The 18,284-nt window shown below is 41.4% G+C and carries 17 protein-coding genes and 2 tRNA genes; 8 read left to right on the top strand and 11 right to left on the bottom strand.

The features are described from left to right. The first annotated feature begins 24 nt into the window (after window positions 1-24). Entirely contained in the window at window positions 25-642 is a 618-nt protein-coding gene (gene pnuC / locus AN391_RS09920; protein ID WP_055015264.1) for a nicotinamide riboside transporter PnuC, read from the top strand. Between the two features lie 3 nt (window positions 643-645). Further along, on the top strand, window positions 646-1,452 hold the full coding sequence (locus AN391_RS09925) for a phosphotransferase family protein (RefSeq protein ID WP_055015265.1): 807 nt from the start codon (window positions 646-648) through the stop codon (window positions 1,450-1,452). Here AN391_RS09925 and AN391_RS09930 read toward each other — a convergent pair. Continuing rightward, window positions 1,449-1,631, bottom strand: coding sequence for a hypothetical protein (locus AN391_RS09930; RefSeq protein WP_055015266.1), 183 nt, complete (start codon window positions 1,629-1,631; stop codon window positions 1,449-1,451). The genes AN391_RS09925 and AN391_RS09930 overlap by 4 nt on opposite strands. 233 nt (window positions 1,632-1,864) lie before the next feature. Between AN391_RS09930 and AN391_RS09935 the strand changes: the two genes are divergently transcribed. Next, window positions 1,865-1,939, top strand: a tRNA-Arg gene (locus tag AN391_RS09935). Window positions 1,940-2,088: 149 nt separating this feature from the next. Beyond that, window positions 2,089-3,315 (top strand): HD domain-containing phosphohydrolase, encoded by a 1,227-nt coding sequence (locus tag AN391_RS09940; RefSeq protein ID WP_055015267.1) that lies wholly within the window; start codon window positions 2,089-2,091, stop codon window positions 3,313-3,315. Here AN391_RS09940 and AN391_RS09945 read toward each other — a convergent pair. Next, window positions 3,275-3,598, bottom strand: a complete 324-nt coding sequence (locus AN391_RS09945) for a hypothetical protein (protein WP_055015268.1) — start codon at window positions 3,596-3,598, stop codon at window positions 3,275-3,277. The two genes, AN391_RS09940 and AN391_RS09945, sit on opposite strands and share 41 nt — an antisense overlap. Before the next feature lie 281 nt (window positions 3,599-3,879). Here AN391_RS09945 and AN391_RS09950 point away from each other — a divergent pair, with 281 nt between their 5' ends. After that, a complete protein-coding gene (locus tag AN391_RS09950; RefSeq protein WP_055015269.1) occupies window positions 3,880-5,148 on the top strand; it encodes an outer membrane protein transport protein in 1,269 nt (422 codons plus the stop codon). A 112-nt stretch (window positions 5,149-5,260) separates the two neighbouring features. On the opposite strand, the gene AN391_RS09955 is transcribed toward AN391_RS09950, so the two are convergent. The 3 genes from AN391_RS09955 to pepA all read right to left on the bottom strand — a co-directional run bounded on the left by AN391_RS09955 (window position 5,261) and on the right by pepA (window position 10,287). Further along, window positions 5,261-8,113, bottom strand: a complete 2,853-nt coding sequence (locus AN391_RS09955; RefSeq protein WP_055015270.1) for a valine--tRNA ligase — start codon at window positions 8,111-8,113, stop codon at window positions 5,261-5,263. A 55-nt stretch (window positions 8,114-8,168) separates the two neighbouring features. Continuing rightward, window positions 8,169-8,615, bottom strand: a complete 447-nt coding sequence (locus AN391_RS09960; protein WP_055015271.1) for a DNA polymerase III subunit chi — start codon at window positions 8,613-8,615, stop codon at window positions 8,169-8,171. Between the two features lie 160 nt (window positions 8,616-8,775). After that, window positions 8,776-10,287, bottom strand: a complete 1,512-nt coding sequence (gene pepA, locus AN391_RS09965) for a leucyl aminopeptidase (RefSeq protein ID WP_055015272.1) — start codon at window positions 10,285-10,287, stop codon at window positions 8,776-8,778. Between the two features lie 308 nt (window positions 10,288-10,595). On the opposite strand from pepA, the gene lptF reads away from it, so the two are divergent. Both lptF and lptG read left to right on the top strand, forming a co-directional pair. Next, window positions 10,596-11,708, top strand: coding sequence for an LPS export ABC transporter permease LptF (gene lptF / locus AN391_RS09970; protein WP_055015273.1), 1,113 nt, complete (start codon window positions 10,596-10,598; stop codon window positions 11,706-11,708). Beyond that, complete coding sequence (lptG, locus tag AN391_RS09975; RefSeq protein WP_055015274.1) at window positions 11,705-12,772, top strand: LPS export ABC transporter permease LptG; 1,068 nt, start codon at window positions 11,705-11,707, stop codon at window positions 12,770-12,772. Before lptF ends, lptG begins: the two co-directional genes overlap by 4 nt. Before the next feature lie 54 nt (window positions 12,773-12,826). Here the strand turns inward: lptG and AN391_RS09980 are convergent, their stop codons facing one another. Then, the gene (locus AN391_RS09980) at window positions 12,827-13,327 is read right to left on the bottom strand and encodes an RDD family protein (protein WP_055015275.1); all 501 of its coding nucleotides are present in this window, start codon (window positions 13,325-13,327) and stop codon (window positions 12,827-12,829) included. A 293-nt stretch (window positions 13,328-13,620) separates the two neighbouring features. Here AN391_RS09980 and AN391_RS09985 point away from each other — a divergent pair. Next, window positions 13,621-13,705, top strand: a tRNA-Leu gene (locus tag AN391_RS09985). Window positions 13,706-13,797: 92 nt separating this feature from the next. Here the strand turns inward: AN391_RS09985 and AN391_RS09990 are convergent. The 5 genes from AN391_RS09990 to AN391_RS10010 form a co-directional block, all read right to left on the bottom strand. After that, complete coding sequence (locus AN391_RS09990; protein WP_055015276.1) at window positions 13,798-14,571, bottom strand: polysaccharide deacetylase family protein; 774 nt, start codon at window positions 14,569-14,571, stop codon at window positions 13,798-13,800. Next, on the bottom strand, window positions 14,568-15,287 hold the full coding sequence (locus tag AN391_RS09995) for a GDSL-type esterase/lipase family protein (RefSeq protein ID WP_055015277.1): 720 nt from the start codon (window positions 15,285-15,287) through the stop codon (window positions 14,568-14,570). Before AN391_RS09995 ends, AN391_RS09990 begins: the two co-directional genes overlap by 4 nt. A 78-nt stretch (window positions 15,288-15,365) precedes the next feature. Continuing rightward, window positions 15,366-15,659: a hypothetical protein gene (locus tag AN391_RS10000; protein WP_055015278.1), complete on the bottom strand. Its 294-nt coding sequence runs from the start codon at window positions 15,657-15,659 to the stop codon at window positions 15,366-15,368. Beyond that, the gene (locus AN391_RS10005; RefSeq protein ID WP_055015279.1) at window positions 15,659-16,126 is read right to left on the bottom strand and encodes a DUF4405 domain-containing protein; all 468 of its coding nucleotides are present in this window, start codon (window positions 16,124-16,126) and stop codon (window positions 15,659-15,661) included. Before AN391_RS10005 ends, AN391_RS10000 begins: the two co-directional genes overlap by 1 nt. Window positions 16,127-16,245: 119 nt before the next feature. Next, window positions 16,246-18,192, bottom strand: a complete 1,947-nt coding sequence (locus tag AN391_RS10010) for a TonB-dependent receptor domain-containing protein (RefSeq protein WP_161804106.1) — start codon at window positions 18,190-18,192, stop codon at window positions 16,246-16,248. Window positions 18,193-18,284 lie beyond the last annotated feature (92 nt).

Here is an 18,284-nt window from a genome sequence, read left to right on the forward strand (position 1 = left end):
GTATTAAAAACGGTAACCTCACACATGGATTTTTTAACACAAACCTTAAGTGGTTTTACAGCAATGTCGCATTGGGAATATATTGCGGTAGGGCTGTCTATTGCTTATTTATTACTGGCAATAAAAGAAAGCCTATGGTGCTGGCCTGCCGCTTTTTTTAGCACGCTTATTTACACCATAATGTACTGGAATGGCGCGCTGCTTATGGAGTCGCTACTCAATTTTTATTACATGTACATGGCTGTATTTGGCTGGATGGTATGGCGCAAAGGCAAAGCAGATAATATTAGTATTACCTCGTGGTCTTCACAACGCCACGCCATTCTTATAGCCGCTACAAGCTTAGCGGCCATTATTATTGGCTATGTAATGCAAAACTACACCCATGCCGATTTTGCCTACCTAGATAGCTTTACAACCTGTTTTGCGGTGGTAACTACGTATTTAGTTGCTAAAAAAGTGCTCGAAAACTGGCTATATTGGATTGTTATTGATGCGGCCTCTATGTATTTGTATTACGAAAAAGGCTATTACCCAACGCTCGCGCTATTTATTTTTTACACTATTATGGCCGCGTGGGGATTTAAAACCTGGTACGAAGAGTACGAGCAAAGCCAAGCTAAGCCATTAGCGCAATTATAACGCATGCACCGTAATCCAAATATTGCCGCGTTGTGTAGTGAGTTTGTGGCACCTGAGCAGGTGCTACAAACCACTAAATTAGTGAATGGTTTAAGTAACGACAATTACCTAATAAAAACTGCACAGCAAAACTACTTATTAAAATGCTACAAATCGCATTGGCCTAAAATAGGGCTACAAGCCCAAACTGCACTTAGCCAGCATAACGTTTGCCCTAAACCCATTTGGCTCAATAAGGCTAACAGGCGAGCTGCATTTCGCTATATTTGTGGTGATATTGCTACTAATAGCTACAGTATTGACCTAGTTGAAAAATTGGCACGCGTTCATAGTTACCCTCTAGCTACACAGCCAATGGATATTGCAAAAGAGCTTATGTATTACGCTAATAGCAATATATATCAACAGTACAGCCGCTCAATTGAGGATACACTAAATGCCATTAGTGACATGCCCTACAACAGTGGCTTTTGTCATAACGACTTAGTTAAAGATAATCTAATAGTCAATTCAAGCGGTATGTATTTGATTGACTTTGAATATGCGCAAACTAATGACGTGTATTTTGACTTAGCGGCGCTTGCGGTCAGCTTAGAGTTAAATACGCACGCAGAGCAAGCCTTGCTTGAGCAATATAGCGCCCAGCAAGCAACCCCCAGTGATTTTTATAGCGCTTATGACAAGCTATGTCACTTTAAAGTGGTATTTTTGGTACTGTGTATAGGGTGGTATGAGCAGCGCGACATAAATAATAAGGCAAGCACATTACGCGCGCAGCTAAATAAATTATTGAGCGATATGCACGGTTAAAGGCCGCCAAAACGTGCAGCAAGCTCTTTGTATTTTGCTACCTCGTCAGCATCAAATTGCGGTTCACCGTTTTCATCTTCAGACTTGGCAATAAGTAAGCTCTCTCGAGCAAGACGTTTTACACGCTCGGTTTTTACACCTAAAAACTCAGCCACTTGCTCAGTCGACATTAAACTCATAATTACATCCTCTATATAATCCGTAAGCATCCATAATATGTTGCTAAACGGTTACTATTTTTTATTGAATACCAATAAATAGCTTGTTTTTTGCAAGTTGTGAAGTGTTTTATCAAAAACAGTTTGATTTATAGGCATATAACTCAATGATGCTGGTATTTATTTAAAGATCTCTTTATTATTGCCAGTGCTAAAGCATTGATATCGCGAGTTAGTGTTTTAGCAACAAATGTGCTCTTGTGGTGAAATGGATATCACGTGGCCCTCCGGAGGCTAAGTTCTAGGTTCGATCCCTAGCAAGAGCGCCATTTGCTTTTTATCATTTTCCTGTTTACGCCTAATCAAATTTAGTAGTCCTTTATAGTTATATAGTATTATCCTCAACTCAAAAAGTAGACTTTTATGCTTAAATAGTGCTATTTAGTAGGCATATTTAATTGTAAAAAACGCTTTTACCATGCTCATCGCGTTACCCATTTCAGAGCTTACCCCAGGTATGTTTGTTGACAGTGTTACCAAACAGCAGGAAGGGCTCAATAGTATAAAAATAAAAACCAGTGGTTTAGTGCGAAACCAAGCAATTATAAAGCGCTTAGTAACAGAAGGCGTTTTAGAGCTGCTTATCGACTTTACTAAAGGCGATGCAGCCGTACCTGATAAGTACAGACCCAAGGTTGCTGTAGTAAAAGAGCCTGTTACATCCAGCAGCAAAGCTAAGCCGCCAGCGGTAAAACCTGCAATTACCCTTGAGCAAGAATTTGCTAAAGCCAGCATTAACTTTGAGCAGCATAATCGCAAGCTGCAAGCTTTGTATGGTGATGTAACCACAGGGTTATCGGTTAATTTAACGGTAATTGACGAAATGGCTAACGATATAGTCAGCTCGGTATTTAGAAATACTAGCGCAATGACCATTTTAACCCGCATAAAAGACAAACATAGTTACAATTGGCGCCACATGGTTAACTGCGCTATTTTCACCGCTGTGTTCGCTAAATATTTAGGGTACAAAGAAGAAGCCGTACAGCAGCTTGCTATGGGCGCGCTACTTCACGATTTAGGGCAGGCTAAACTCCCGCAGGGGATTATTTCTAGACCAAGTAAGCTCACTAGCAGTGAAATGGATATTATTAAACGTCATGTCGCCCAAGGTTTAGGCCTGGTCAAAGGTGAAAAGGGCATTACCCCTCTAATGCTCGACATGATAGTTAACCACCATGAACGATTAGATGGCTCAGGCTATCCACGTGGTATTACAGCTGAAAAGCTTAGTCGCCCAGCGCGCATTATGGCAATTGTTGATGTGTACGATGCGCTAACAGCCGACAGACCTCATCAGGAGGGAGATGAACCCATTAATGCATTACGTTATTTGTTAGCGCATAAAGAGCTATTTGATGCAGAGCTTGTTCAACATTTTATAAAATGCTTAGGTGTACATCCGGTAGGTACTATAGTCAAATTAACCAATGAGCGTTTAGCCTTGGTACTTGAAGGTAATAAGCTAAACCCAATAAAGCCAAAGGTTAAACTATTTTATAATGCAAAGCATGGCCATCACGTCACCCCTAAAGATCTCGATTTAAGCGAGCCAGATCAAAGTATAAAAATTGTATCGAGCATTAAGCCCCATGATTATCAAATTAATTTGGCTCGTTTGTTAAAAGAGCATTTGTTGAATTAGCTTTTTTACAGCGTTTAAGTTTTTCGCGCTTGGCAGAAATGTAAGCGCCTAAAAAACAGCTCGCCATTAACGTAAGCCATAGTAATGTTCCTTGCTCTACATGCAGTGCAATACAGCAAAAAGCTAACGACACTAATGCATTTAGCATGGCCCCCAACCAGTAATGGTTTACGGGGTTATCGCATTGGCCGGCCTGTGTGCAAGCACAATAGTTTGCTTTATAAAAACAATACACACTGGCGCCACAAAAAATGAGCCCCGCAATAATAAGTAATATGATCACCTATTTGCTTCCTTTGTGATTTTGTAACGAGTTTAAAATGCACGGAATTACAAGTCAATCTAAATGATAATTAATTACAATTAGAGTATAAGCTCTAATAACACATTTCTGCTCCGATGAGTTTTAAATAGTTGTTAAAATGTAGTTAAAAAACGTGTTTTTTGGTGTTTTTTGTCGCTTTGTTACAGTTTTTTATAAAAAATTAAGGTAGTGTAGCCAAGTTTAAAATCCTAATAACAACACATAGATACCCAAACGCCTGTTTGGTTAAGGACACAACAATGAAATTTTCTAAAACTCTAATCGCAGCTTCGCTTGCGTTAGTATCTGCAGATACATTTGCTGCTGCGTTTCAGTTAGCTGAGCAAAACGCATCAGGCCTTGGCCGTGCATACGCCGGTGAAGCATCTATCGCTGACGACGCCTCTGTTGTTGCTCGTAACCCCGCATTAATGACTTTATTTAAAGATAAGCAATTGAGTGTTGCAGCTATTGCTGTAGTGCCAGATGTAAGCATTGAAGGTGAGTCTACTAACAATGGTATAGACCCAAGTGCGTTAGATGACGACAGCATTGCGCCAAGCGCAGTGGTACCAGCCGCTTACTTTACTATGCCTTACAACGATAAAGTATCAGTAGGTGTTGGTGCGTTTTCTAATTTTGGCCTATCTACAGAATTTAACGATGACTACGTAGCGGGCCAAATTGCTGGTGAAACAGAAATTTTGACCGTTAACTTTAATGCAAGCGTTGCATACAAAGTAACAGAGCAATTTAGCTTTGGTGTTGGCTTAAACTATATTTATGCTGATGCAACAGTAATTCGTAAAGTAGGCGCTAATGCAAGTGGTATTGATTTTGGTGCAGATGCAGTAAACCTTCAAGGTGATGACACCGGCCTAGGCTTAAATGTGGGCTTAATGTACCAATTAGACGAAAACAGCCGCTTTGGTTTTAACTACCGCAGCGAAACAGATATTACATTTGAAGGTGATTTCTCTAATGATTTACCAGTAGCTGCAGGCGGCACTGGCGGTGCAAAACTACCGGGCTCTGTAGAGCTGACTTTACCTGCTATTGCTGAATTTTCTGGCTCACACCAGCTAGATGAAAAACTAGGCGTTCACTACAGTGTATTATGGACAGGCTGGAGCAGTTTTGAATCGTTAGAAGCGCAAGTAACAGCGCCTACTGGCGACAAGTTTGTTGCATTTGAAAAGCAAGAGCAGTTTGATGATGCATTCCGTTACTCTATCGGTGCTGATTACCAATACAACGAAGACTTACTTCTTCGTGCAGGTGTAGCGTTTGATGAGTCGCCAGTATCACAAACTCACCTTTCTATCTCTATTCCAGATACTGACCGTTTTTGGTTCTCGGTAGGTGGTAACTACGCAATCGATAAGCAATCAAATGTCGATTTAGGTGTAAGTGTTGTTCGCGGTAAAACACAAAACTTTACTGAAACTGATGACTCAGGCAGCCAGTGGGGCTTTGAATCAAAAGGCCATGCCGTTGTTATTGGCGCTCAGTACAACTACAAGTTTTAATGTAGAAATGCCTTGTAGTTAATCGCAGGGCACAAAAAAAGCCGCTCACTTTAACAGTGAGCGGCTTTTTTAATGCCTATTAAATGATGTTAATAGGCATTTTTATGAAAGTTTATAAGCTCTCTATTTTAGTTTTTTGCTCAAGTAGCTTGGTTTTAGCATCAGTGAACTCAGCTAATTTAGCATTTTCTTTTGCAAGTACGGCTTCAGGTGCGTTGTTAACAAACTTTTCGTTAGCCAGCTTGTTTTGCACTTGGGCTAGGCCTTTTTCTGCTTTTTCGAGTTGCTTATTAATACGAGCAAGTTCTGCTTCAACATCGATTAAGCCCGCCATAGGGATCATAATTTCAAGGTTGCCAACATAAGAGGTTGCACACGCGGGTGCATCGTCTTTGTTTTCAAGCAGGGTGAACGATTCAAGTTTAGCAAGCGAGGCAATAAATGACTCGTTCTCGTTAATACGGCGCACATCATCGCTTGATGCGTTAGCCAGTAACACGTTAAGTGGCTTACTTGGGCTAATGTCCATCTCACCACGAATAACACGAATTGCTAAAATAAACTGTTTAACCCACTCTAAGTCGTCCATAGCTTGGGCATCAACGTTTGCCTCATTATAAACAGGGAAGCCTTGTACCATGATGCTGGTGCCTGCTGTTTCAAGCCCTGCAAGTGGTGCAACGCGCTGCCAAATAGTTTCGGTAATGTATGGCATCATTGGGTGCATTAAGCGCAGTAAGCTTTCAAGCACGGTTATTAGCGTGTTACGAGTACCGCGTTGCTGTGCTTCATTGCCTTTAAATAATACCGGCTTAGTGAGCTCTAAATACCAATCACAGAACTGATTCCAAGTGAATTCGTAAAGCGTGTTAGCGGCTAAATCAAAGCGGTAGTTATCAAGGTGCTCAGTGTAGGTTTTAACCGTTGATTCAAATTGGCCTAAGATCCAACGATCGGCTAACGAAAACTCTTTTTCAGCATCGTTGAAGCCACAATCTTGCTCTTCTGTGTTCATTAATACGTAACGGCTTGCGTTCCATAGTTTATTACAGAAGTTACGGTAACCTTCTAGACGGTTCATATCCCAGTTAATATCACGACCGGTTGATGCCATTGCCGCAAGGGTAAAGCGAAGCGCATCGGTACCGTGTGCTTCAATACCATTTGCAAATACTTTGCGCGTGTCTTTTTCAATTTTAGCGGCAAGTTTAGGCTGCATCATGTTGCCAGTACGTTTTTGTACTAAATCTTCAAGCTCAATGCCGTCAATCATGTCCAGTGGGTCAAGTACGTTACCTTTTGACTTAGACATTTTATCGCCGTTGTCGTCACGTATAAGGCCCGTTACATACACTGTTTTAAACGGTACTTGCGGCTTACCATTTTCGTCTTTTATGAAGTGTAGCGTCATCATGATCATACGCGCAACCCAGAAGAAAATAATATCAAAGCCCGTTACTAACACGTCAGACGGGTGGAAGGTTTTTAAATCATCTGTGTTCTCCGGCCAACCTTGGGTTGAGAACGTCCACAGCGCAGATGAGAACCAAGTATCAAGTACATCTTCGTCTTGGCTTAGCGCAACATCATCGGCAATGTTGTTTTCACGGCGAACTTCTGCTTCATCGCGGCCAACGTAAACGTTGCCTTCGCTGTCGTACCAAGCCGGGATACGGTGACCCCACCAAAGCTGACGTGAAATACACCAATCTTGTACGTCGTTCATCCACGAGAAGTACATGTTCTCGTACTGTTTAGGCACAAACTGAATGTCGCCGTTTTTAACTGCATCTTTAGCAGGTTCTGCAAGTGGCGCAACACGTACATACCATTGGTCAGTAAGTAGTGGCTCAATAACCACACCAGAGCGGTCGCCGTAAGGTACAGTTAACGCATGGTCTTCGATTTTTTCAAGTAAACCAAGTTCTTCAAATTCTGCGATAATCGCTTTACGCGCAGCAAAACGGTCTAGACCGTGTAAGCGCTCAGGAATTGGTGCATCAAATTCAAGCTCTTTACCGTCAAAGGTGTATGTTTCACCTTGGCTAAGAATGGCAGCGTTTTTATCGAAAATATTGATCATTGGCATTTTGTGACGCTTGCCAACTTCGTTATCGTTAAAGTCGTGTGCAGGGGTGATTTTTACACAACCTGTGCCTTTGTCTTTATCAGCGTGCTCATCTGCAACAATGGTGATACGACGATTTACAATAGGCAGTAAAATCTCTTTACCAATTAAATCTTGGTAGCGCTCGTCATCTGGATTAACCGCAACACCTGAGTCACCTAACATGGTTTCTGGGCGAGTTGTTGCTACGACAATGTAATCTTTGCCGTCTTGTGTTTTAACGCCATCGGCAAGTGGGTAGCGCAGGTTCCACATGTGGCCTTGTTTGTCTTTGTTTTCAACTTCAAGGTCTGAGATAGCCGTGTGTAATTTTGGATCCCAGTTTACTAGGCGCTTACCGCGGTAAATTAGGTTTTCTTTGTGAAGACGAACAAAGACTTCTTTAACCGCTTCAGATAAGCCATCGTCCATCGTAAAGCGTTCACGGTCCCAATCAACCGATGCGCCAAGACGACGAAGCTGTTTAGTGATAGTACCGCCAGATTCGTTTTTCCATTCCCAAATTTTATTAATAAAATCTTCGCGGCCTAAATCGTGACGTGTTTTACCTTCTTCAGCGTGTAGTTTACGCTCAACCAACATTTGCGTTGCAATACCCGCGTGGTCAGTACCTACTTGCCATAATGTGTTGTTACCTTGCATACGCTTAAAACGCGTAAGGGTATCCATTATTGTATCTTGGAAGGCGTGGCCCATGTGCAAGCTACCGGTGACATTTGGCGGCGGGATCATAATTGAATACGGTACGCCTTGGCCAGATGGCTTAAAGTAGCCTTTTTGTTCCCAGTCTTGGTATAGCGACTGTTCAATATCTTGCGGATTGTAGGTTTTATCCATTACACAGAACCTTAAATAAGTACTTAAATTAGTTGGTTAGCTTTATCCTAAACGGCTAGCTATTAATCTCTTGCGTGCTGATATTGGCACCAAGTTGGCGCAGCTTTTTAAAGCGCTCACGAGCGGCTTGTTTAGCTACAGACTCTACTGGTACAAAATCAAAAACTTGGCTAAAGCGCCTAATAAAATCGGGCAGGTTATTAGCTAAGTTAATTAAAACGTTACGTTTGCCAACAGGAGGCGTGGTGCCTATTTCTACAGGCGCGCCGGCTTTTGGGCCTTCGCCTTGCAGGTTATGCGGCACAAAACTGTCGGGATCAAATGCCCAAATGGTTTCGTCAATGGCATAGGCGGTGTGTTCGTTATCAACAAAAATAAACACACGGTTCCCTAAACGATACTGCTCTGCGGCAATTTGAGCTGCTAAAGCAAAATGATCATCAGGCTTAGCTTTTGATTCATCCTCTTGCTTTAGAACGAAAAATTGGGCATTCATGTTCATTGTATCGGGGTTTCCCATGACATTGAATGTGCACATAGTTGATACACATAAATTAAGAGGCAGATTTTGCCATATAACGGGGTTTGCTTCAATTAATACGCAGATAATTAAGGCAATAAAAAGGCGCCAAACGGCGCCTTAAAACAAGCTAAGCAGATTATTAATCGTGTGCAGCTTCGCTTACTCCAGCTCGGTTTAATAAATACTGAGTAAGCATAGGAACAGGGCGCCCCGTTGCGCCTTTTTTAGCACCACTGCGCCACGCTGTACCGGCGACATCTAAGTGTGCCCAGTTATATTTTTTAGTAAACTTAGCTAAGAAACACGCTGCGGTAATAGTACCTGCAGAGCGCCCGCCTAAGTTTGTAAAATCGGCAAATGGGCTATCGAGTTGATCTTGATAGTCATCCCACAGTGGTAACTGCCATGCGCGGTCGCCACTTTGCTCAGACGCTTTTAATAAATCATGCGCCAGTGGATTGTGATTTGACAGTAAACCCGTAGCGTGTGCGCCAAGGGCAACAATACACGCACCGGTAAGTGTTGCTACGTCAATGACTGTATCTGGGTCAAAACGCTCAACGTACGTGAGTGCATCACATAATACTAAGCGGCCTTCAGCATCAGTATTAAGCACTTCAACTGTTTGTCCCGACATGGTTGTTAAAATATCACCAGGGCGATACGCATTAGAGCTTGGCATGTTTTCACAGCCAGCTAACACGCCAATTACGTTAATAGGCAGCTGCATTTGGGCCAGTGCACGCATAGCACCAATAACACCAGCTGCACCGCCCATGTCGTATTTCATTTCATCCATGGCTTCACCTGGCTTAATTGAAATACCGCCTGAATCAAACGTTAAACCTTTACCTACTAGCACAATAGGCGCTTGCTCATCGCTTGCACCTTTGTAGTTAATAACCGACATAACCGATTCGTTATCACTGCCGCGACCAACTGCTAAGTACGAGTTCATACCTAGCTCGGCCATTTTTTCTTCGCCAATAATATCAACGGTGATGTTGTCAAAATTGCTAGCCAGCTCTTGCGCTTGTTCGCCTAAGTAAGCGGGATTACAAATATTGGGTGGCATGTTGGCTACGTCTTTACATAGCTTACTACCTGCGGCAATGGCTAAACCATGCTCAATAGCGCTTTCACCAATGGTCAGCTCGCGACGCGTGGGTACGTTAAACACAATTTTACGAAGTGGACGACGAGGGTCTACTTTTTTGCTTTTTAGCTGGTTAAATGTGTATAAACAATCTTGTGTTGTTTCTACCGCTTGGCGAACCTTCCAGTAGGTATCACGGCCTTTAACGTGTTGCTCTGTTAAAAAGCATACCGCTTCCATTGAGCCGGTTTCGTTTAAGGTATTAATTGTTTTAGAAATTATTTGCTTATATTGCTTATCATCAAGCTCGCGCTCTTTACCACAGCCAACAAGCAATACGCGCTCGCTTAAAACGTTAGGTACATGATGCAATAATAAAACTTGCCCCGGCTTACCTTCTAAATCGCCACGGCGTAGTAAATTTGAGATATAACCATCGCTGATTTTATCGAGTTGTTCACCAATGGGGGATAACCTACGTGGTTCGTAAACACCAACGACAATACACGCGCTGCGCTGTTTTTCTGGGCTACCACTTTTTACGTTAAATTCCATTGTTACTCCTGGTTGTGAGTCATATACGTTATTAATAGGGGCTAAAAAAATAAAATCTAGTCTTAGCTACGTAACTTATGTAGGGATAATCTTAATTTTAGCTGATTTTTTCTGACTCTTACTGTGTAATTGAACTTTATATGTTTAAGGGCTACTAATGCAACAATATATCGTGCACTTAGGTAGGATAATTAATTTTGTTAGCTTATAATAACGACTTATTTACCAGATAAAACTGGGTAAAATAGCTACTTTATTATCAAATTATCACTATTGTAGTGAAATTCTATGTTTAACAGGGGCGAGCATTGCTTATTTTTCGTTATTTGACCGCTGAGGTTTTAAAATCGCAGGTCGCCGTATTTTTAACTTTAATGACCATTTTTGTGTCACAAAAGTTTGTGGTTATTTTAGGTGATGCCTCAGAAGGGAGCATTCCTGCCAAATTAGTATTATCGATGATTGCGCTTAAATTGCCGCAACTAGCCTCGCTGATCCTGCCATTAAGTATATTTTTGGGCATAATTTTAGCCTACAGCCGCATTTACGCCGACAGCGAAATGACTGTGCTCAAAGCGTGTGGGGTGAGCGAATGGTACGTGGTACGCGTCACTTTAATTTCGAGCGTGGGTTTGGCTATATTAGCAGCCTCACTGACCATGTACCTTGCGCCATGGGCCAGCGAGCAAGAGTACCAATTAAAAGAACAAGCTAAGGCCGATGCGGGTTTATCAGCCTTAAGAGCGGGGCGGTTTCAACAAACCGGTAACGAAAAAGCCGTGGTGTTTATTCATAACATTGAAAACGGCGGTAAAGAACTTAATAAAGTATTTGTAGCGCAGCTTCCCGATACTGAAAAAGATGACCTTGCACGTTTAGTATATGCCGAGCAAGGTGTGGTGGTAGAGGCTGTAAACGGTGAGCAGCAATTAGTGCTAACTGATGGCAAACGCTACGAAACCGATGGCCAAACACCGGCCCTTAATTTAACGCAGTTTGATGGCTACAGCGTACAAATACGCGAGCAAGAAATAGAGCATCAGCGCCGTAAATTAGAAGCGATACCTACTAATCAGTTATTACCACTTAACACCTCTGAGTCAATTGCTCAGTGGCAGTGGCGCATTGCCATACCGCTTTCTATTCCGTTACTCACCTTAATAGCAGTACCGCTAAGTGTGGTTAATCCGCGCCAAGGTAAGTTTGCTAAATTAGTGCCAGCCATTAGCTTGTACTTGGGTTATTTTATCTTACTCAATGCCGCAAAATTTGCTGTAGAAGATGGCAAAATACCGCCTTCAATCGGCTTGTGGTGGATTCACTTAAGTGCTTTGTTTATAGGCAGTTTATTAATTATAAAAGGTCGCCCACTAGGGGCCTGGCTTAAAGCCGTTGTAACAAAACGGGAGTTAAGCGCATGATGAAAACACTCGATTGGTACTTAGGCCGCAGCATTTTACAAACCACTGGATTTGCTTTGTTGGTGCTAGTAGGGATTAGTACATTAATTAAATTTATTGATCAGCTAAAGTCGGTAGGTCGTGGCAGTTACGATTTAATGACCGCTACTTTATATACTTTTTACAGTATGCCAGGCGACTTAGTTATATTTTTCCCGATGGCTGCGCTTATTGGTGGCTTAACTGGGCTTGGTGCACTGGCTTCAAATAGTGAGTTAGTGGTTATGCAAGCTGCGGGTATGTCGCGCTTACAAATTATAGGCTCGGTAATGAAAACCGCCGTGTTTATGGCTGTGTGCATGATGGCCCTTGGTGAATGGGGCGCACCCGAGGCGCAACAACACGCCAAAGAAATGCGTAATCAGGCAATACATGGTGGCGACGTGTTTAATGCACAAAAAGGCGTATGGGCTAAAGATGGCAATAACTTTATTAATATTGAAGATGTAGATCAAAGTGGCCGCTTAAACGGTGTACATATGTATCACTTTGACAAGTCACTCGATTTAACTCAAATCACTAAAGCTAAAGTTGCTATTGGCCGTGACGAAGGTTGGCTATTACGCGATGTAAATAAGGTTCATATTAGTGATGAGCAAATAAGCAGTGAGCACATAGATGAAGAGTTTTACCCATCGCAATTAACGGGCGAAAAGCTTGGGGTGGTATCGGTGAAACCTGAATCGCTTTCGTTTACAGGGCTTTGGTCATACTTAGGATACTTACAGCAAAATGAGCAAGATACCAGCACCTATGAGTTGGCTTTGTGGCGTAAGCTAATGCAGCCAGTCTCTGTTGCCGTTATGCTACTAGTTGCACTGTCGTTTATATTTGGCCCTTTACGTACCGTAACTATGGGCGCGCGCATCATTATGGGTGTAGTAACAGGGATTGTATTTCACTTAACAAATGAGATATTTGGTCCAGTCGTAATGGTTTATCAAATACCCGCAATTATAGGCGCGGTATTGCCAAGTGTATTGTTTATAGGCTTTGCTACATATTTAATGAATAAACGGGTATAGCCGTTTATACATTGCATTAAAAAGGGTGACCAAGGGTCACCCTTTTTGCTTTTACTAATCTAGCTCGCGGTAAATACGCTTGTTTTCTTCTTTTGTAAGGGTAACGACCTCTGTTTTTGAAATATAGTCTTGTAGCGCTTTTTTGTTTTTAAAATCAATTAATACCACCAGATTACCTAATCCAAGCAGGGCACTTAGGCTGCGAACAATAGACTGCGGCCAACTAATTAAACATCCTTCGTTAGTTTGTACTTTTAAACGCCATGCGCGCATGCCAATAGTTTGCCCGCTTTTAGTCCAAAAGTAGCCAAAAAATACCAAGGCAACTGTAACAAGTAGGGCGCTGCGAACGCTTGAGAGCAATAACGATTCTTGAATAAGTGCCGATACATCCTCAGCTCCATTTAAGCTAATCACATCAAGTGTAATAAGCCCTTGTACGGCAAATAAATAGAGCACAACCGTTAACATAGCAAATGCAATAATGGCTAACGTATCGTAAACTAAGGACGCAAAGCGACGCCAAAACCCAGCACGTGGAAACTCACCAGACATAAATATACTCTCACTATTAATATGCGCGCTAGTTTAGCAAAAAAGCATCTAAATACTAAGCGCTATAGTTTAGCCTAACTGTTTTATGTATTTAGGGGGGTATGGAGCTAACCTTATTTATTGTGGGCTGTCTAAATGTTAAGCGATTGATCAGGCTAATGTCATAAAACGCTTGCTGCCACCCCTATTGTTTGTATAATGCTTGGCATAGAGACGAAGGCACATAAATAATCCTTAGCTCTAAAGTGGTTTTTCTTTATCTTCTCGTGTTTAGAAGGTTAAAGAAAAATGATGCCAGCGTGATGAAATTGGTAGACATGGGGGATTCAAAATCCCCTGCAGCAATGCGTGGCGGTTCGAGTCCGCCCGCTGGTACCACTTTTTATAGCCTCTGCTAGTTTTAGCAGAGGCTTTTTTATGCCTGAAATTTGAATATGTTTACACGAGCGCCTACTTAGCGCTTTTCAGGCTTATTTACCCTCTAAAAACGCGATGAACTCTCCAGCCGATACATACCAAATATCATCTTTATTTGAGAGTGTTTGAATGAGCTTTTCGGCGTAATCCCAGTTGTTATTCTCTACGTTTTTATCAAACTCCCACGAATGGCCCCAAATCATCATTACGCTGAGTTCATTACTGTTTAGCGCTAAGTATTGCTCTATTAATGGCATTGCGTTTGAGTGGTGAACGGTTGGATTCCACGCCATGTAGTTGGTAGGGAGTTTAAAATTTAGAGTGTCGTTTACTGTTCGGGCGTTAGTAAAACCAGCTTGCTTTACTAGTGTCATCGCAGCTTTATCGTATGAGCCTAAAGGGTATGCAAATGAGTTTAGAGGGCTGCCTTTAATAGGCGATAGAATTTGCTTATCACGGGCTAGTTGTAATTTTAGCTCTGCTGTATCTAAGCCCGCAAAGCCTGGGTGTGAGTAACTATGGCTTGCTATTTCATGGCCTTTATAAAGTGCTTTTACTTCACTTTGTTTAATATATTCGCCTTCTTTACCGGTAAAGGCTTTCATCCACGGTAGCTTTTTAGCAAATAATCCTGAGTTTAAATTAAATGTGCCAACAACCTGGTACTTATTAAATAGTTCCACGAGTTTTCTGTCTTGTGTAACGCCATCGTCGTAACTAAAAATAACGGCTTTAGTTGCGCCGTTAGGGTAGCTTTTTACAGGCGCTTTACTGGCGGCACACGTAAAGCTTGCCGCCATTAATATAGTAATTAATAAACTCTTCACTTTAAGGTTTTCATTATTGGTGCAAGTTGCTTAGCCCAAAGGTCATAGCCTGCCTTGTTTAAATGGGTGCCATCGGTCGTGAGCGTTTCATTAAGCGTGCCTTGAGGGCCTAAAAATACGGGGTGTAAGTCTATATAGGTAAATTTTGCGTGCTTAATTGCTTTAATTTGCTGGTTAACGGTTTTCGCCATTTGCGTTATAAAATCGCGATGTTCGGGCAAAATACTTTGTACATAAATTTGTGTATTTGGGAGTGATTCGTTGAGCTGAGTCACTATTTTTTCTATATTTTCACTTACCGACGATAGGTTTTTAACTTGCTTAATATAATGAAAATTAAAAATATCGTTAACGCCAATTTTTAAAAATATAGCTTTAGGAGGGGCTGCTTTTAATTCGTTTAAACGCGCTAACACACCGTAGGTCATATCGCCACTAATACCGCGGTTTCTCACGCGCAGGTCGTTAAACCTAATGGCCCAATTTAATCCCTGCTCAGTAATGCTATCACCAATAAAAACAATATCGCCTTTGCGCAAAGGTTGCAGCTTAAAATGGGCTATACGCTCAGCATAGTGGTTTTTTAGCCATTGCGATTGAAAAGGAATCACCTTTTCGGCATTAGCTTTAAAGCTTATTAAAGTAGCCCATATAATGAATGTGCTTAATATAAAAATGCTGTATTGGTATGTGGTACTACTTGATTTATAACTCATAAAAAGCTGCGCTTATAGACATACTAACTTAACAATGTATCTATAAACGCCAGATTTTGATACGTGTTGCATTCGTATTCAGGCTTTGTTTTTAAACATTCCTTTTATTAAGCCTATTAATTTGGCTATCCCTAAAGTAAGTAACATAGGTACGCCTATTAAAATAAGCTCTTTTACAAAGGGTAAAATGTACATTAGCACGGGGGCTATATTTGGTTTTTCACCATCGGCGGCACCATGGGTGTAGCCTTGCTGATTTATTTGTGCCGCCCAGTCGGTGAGCTCTAAACTAACCAGTAGCAAGCTCACTAAAACAGATATAATTAACACTATGCTGGTGCGGCTTTGCCACTGTTGTTTTAGGTGCTTCATTATTTAGCCTCCTTGGCAAACATACGTTTAGTAAGTTTTACTATCCAAGAAAAGTTAAGCGCTAAATGCACACCTAGCATAGGCATAATAAAGGTGGCTGAATCGTGATGTATTTTCGACCAAAAATCTTGAATGTTTAAACTAATATTAAGTGCCGGTAGTAAAGCAACCGACACTAAAAAGCCGCTCACAAATACTAATAACATCATTATATAAAGTAGGTAATCCCAAACTATATTAAAGCGCTCACGTGCTGTTATGTTTGCAAATAAACGACTAAAGCTGCGTTTTACCCAATCCCAGTGCAGTAGTAAGTGAATAACAAAAGGAATAATAAAAAATAAGCTAAACCATTCGTGCAAAGGCACGCCCGTGGCCTGTGGTGCACTTACTAGCATAAAGCTAATAAGCAGTAAGGTGTCCATTACATAACGGAACTTTTGTAAGTTTTGTTTCCAATCAGACATTATTAACCCTGAAAAAGTTTATTTATTATTTATGATTGCCGCTATTTAAGGTACGCCCCCCTTAAACAACAAAAGGCTCAATAAAATATTGAGCCTTAAATCATGAGCAATTTATTAAATTAAAAAACGTAAGAGGCACTTAATTTAACATTACGGCCCGCTTCGTAATCTTGCACTGTATCGCTTGAGTATGAAGCGTGTGAGTAATATGTTTTATCAAAGATATTCTCGACACCTAAGGTCATGCTTAGTGCTTCAAGCTGACTTGGTAACCACTGCATACTGATGTTATGAACCTGGTAACCTACCTTATGAATATCAGCACCGCTTGATACCGAGTCATCAGTTCTGTTAACTAGGCTGGTCCAATTAAATTTTAAGTCGTACTGTGGTACTTCGTAGCCTAAGTTTAATGAAATACTATCGCCTACTTCATAACGAAGTTGCTCGCCTGTTTCTAGCTGTTCAGAGTCTGATTTAGAGTAACTTAAGCGCGCACTAAATAGCGCTTTACGCAGTGAAAGCGTTGATTCAAAACCATCAATATCGTAATCGCCTGAGTTTTCATAGGTGCCAATAGGGCGGCCTTTACCAATAGCCCAGTTGTCTATGTAATCTTCAATACGGGTTTTAAATAGGTTTAATGAAAAACCAAATGAGTCTAAGCCCATAATATTTTGGTCTTTAAAGGCAAAACCTATGGCGTTATTTACACCGGTTTCTGCTTTCAGGTCTTTATCAAAGTTAGTGCTGTAATCAACGTAGCTTTCACGCAGGCCAGGGCCCTGAAATAGCTCGGTAGAGCTTGCGTTAACACTCCAGTTATCGTTAATTAGGTATTTAGCCGCTAGGCCAAATGTTAGCTCGTTCCACGATTTATCTAACGAATCGTTAGTACCGGCAGAGTACATATCAACTTTAAAGTAGTTGTAACGCACGCCTGGCGTAACAAATAGCTGATCTGTTAACGCTACTTCATCTTCAATGTATACAGCATGAGAGTCGGCAGTGTCTTTATTGGTTTGTACGTGGTTTGCAATACGTTTTGATACTTGCTCATACCCTTCAGCGCCGTAGCGTAATGTATGGTTAAAACCAGCCAGTGCTAATTTTGATGCAGCAAGGGCTGTGTAGCCGGTATGCTCTGAGTTACCTTCTGTACCCAGTGCAATATAGCTTAGCTCGTTACGGTAAACGCTTGCACGTAGGGTGATTGCATCGCCTTTATCTAGTTCATAAGCAAGTGAAGTACTGCTACGTGTGTAGTCAATATCTTCTGTTTGCGCGTCTGAGTCTTCAGCAAAGCCTGCACCAAAGTTGGTTTTTACGTAGTAGTCGCCTTCATCATTGTATCTATCGTATGAAAATACGAAACGGTTACTCTCGTTTACATCCCAACCTAGCTTAAATATGCCATCTATCGTACGACCTTCGTTACCGGTGACTTCTTTACCGTTACCGTTTTCAAAGTTATTTCTGTCGGTGTAGGTGTAATAGGCAAGGGCGTCTATGTTATCTGTTAGTTGTCCATACACAGCTGCAGAGCCACCAGCGTAATCGTTAGTACCTAAGTTTGTGTATAAACGTGCGCCAAAGTCTTGGCCTGGCTCTAGTAAATCTTTTGCGTCTTTGGTTTCAAAAGCAACACCGCCTGAAAGACCGCCGGTAAGCACTGAGTTAGTACCTACTTTAATATCTACCGCTTTTAAAATATCAGCGTTAATTAATAAGTTACCCGAGTGATGAAACATGTTGTTGTTTTGGCTAATACCATCAACGGTAATATTTAAATCTAAGTCATCAACACCACGAATATTAATGCCTTGTACAATTGAGTGCGAGCCACCTACATCAATACCTGCTTGGTCGCGTAATAAGTCACTTAAATGGTTGGCTTGCTTTCTTTCTATGTCGTCTTGTAATAGCGAGTCGTTAGTAATAGTTGTGCCCCATACTTCAATTGTTTCTGATGTATCGGGAGCTTGTTCCGCTAAGCTTGCAAATGACATGCTAGTACACAAAGTACCAACAACAATAGTAAGTGAGTTCTTATTAAATGGGAGCATGTTTTTCATCGTGAGTATTATTATCTAACTTTAATATGATTAAGAATGATTCGTATTAGATAGATCGGCGGCACGAATGGCAATTTAAAATA

The organism is Pseudoalteromonas sp. P1-13-1a (genome assembly GCF_001401875.1).
Lineage (GTDB): Bacteria > Pseudomonadota > Gammaproteobacteria > Enterobacterales > Alteromonadaceae > Pseudoalteromonas.

Excerpts from the sequence above, each read along its gene's own strand:
- pnuC (WP_055015264.1), top strand. The coding sequence starts at position 25 with ATGGATTTTTTAACACAAACCTTAAGTGGTTTTACAGCAATGTCGCAT.
- AN391_RS09925 (WP_055015265.1), top strand. The coding sequence starts at position 646 with ATGCACCGTAATCCAAATATTGCCGCGTTGTGTAGTGAGTTTGTGGCA.
- AN391_RS09930 (WP_055015266.1), bottom strand. The coding sequence starts at position 1,631 with ATGAGTTTAATGTCGACTGAGCAAGTGGCTGAGTTTTTAGGTGTAAAA.
- AN391_RS09940 (WP_055015267.1), top strand. The coding sequence starts at position 2,089 with ATGCTCATCGCGTTACCCATTTCAGAGCTTACCCCAGGTATGTTTGTT.
- AN391_RS09950 (WP_055015269.1), top strand. The coding sequence starts at position 3,880 with ATGAAATTTTCTAAAACTCTAATCGCAGCTTCGCTTGCGTTAGTATCT.
- AN391_RS09955 (WP_055015270.1), bottom strand. The coding sequence starts at position 8,113 with ATGGATAAAACCTACAATCCGCAAGATATTGAACAGTCGCTATACCAA.
- AN391_RS09960 (WP_055015271.1), bottom strand. The coding sequence starts at position 8,615 with ATGAACATGAATGCCCAATTTTTCGTTCTAAAGCAAGAGGATGAATCA.
- pepA (WP_055015272.1), bottom strand. The coding sequence starts at position 10,287 with ATGGAATTTAACGTAAAAAGTGGTAGCCCAGAAAAACAGCGCAGCGCG.
- lptG (WP_055015274.1), top strand. The coding sequence starts at position 11,705 with ATGATGAAAACACTCGATTGGTACTTAGGCCGCAGCATTTTACAAACC.
- AN391_RS09980 (WP_055015275.1), bottom strand. The coding sequence starts at position 13,327 with ATGTCTGGTGAGTTTCCACGTGCTGGGTTTTGGCGTCGCTTTGCGTCC.
- AN391_RS09995 (WP_055015277.1), bottom strand. The coding sequence starts at position 15,287 with ATGAGTTATAAATCAAGTAGTACCACATACCAATACAGCATTTTTATA.
- AN391_RS10000 (WP_055015278.1), bottom strand. The coding sequence starts at position 15,659 with ATGAAGCACCTAAAACAACAGTGGCAAAGCCGCACCAGCATAGTGTTA.
- AN391_RS10005 (WP_055015279.1), bottom strand. The coding sequence starts at position 16,126 with ATGTCTGATTGGAAACAAAACTTACAAAAGTTCCGTTATGTAATGGAC.
- AN391_RS10010 (WP_161804106.1), bottom strand. The coding sequence starts at position 18,192 with ATGCTCCCATTTAATAAGAACTCACTTACTATTGTTGTTGGTACTTTG.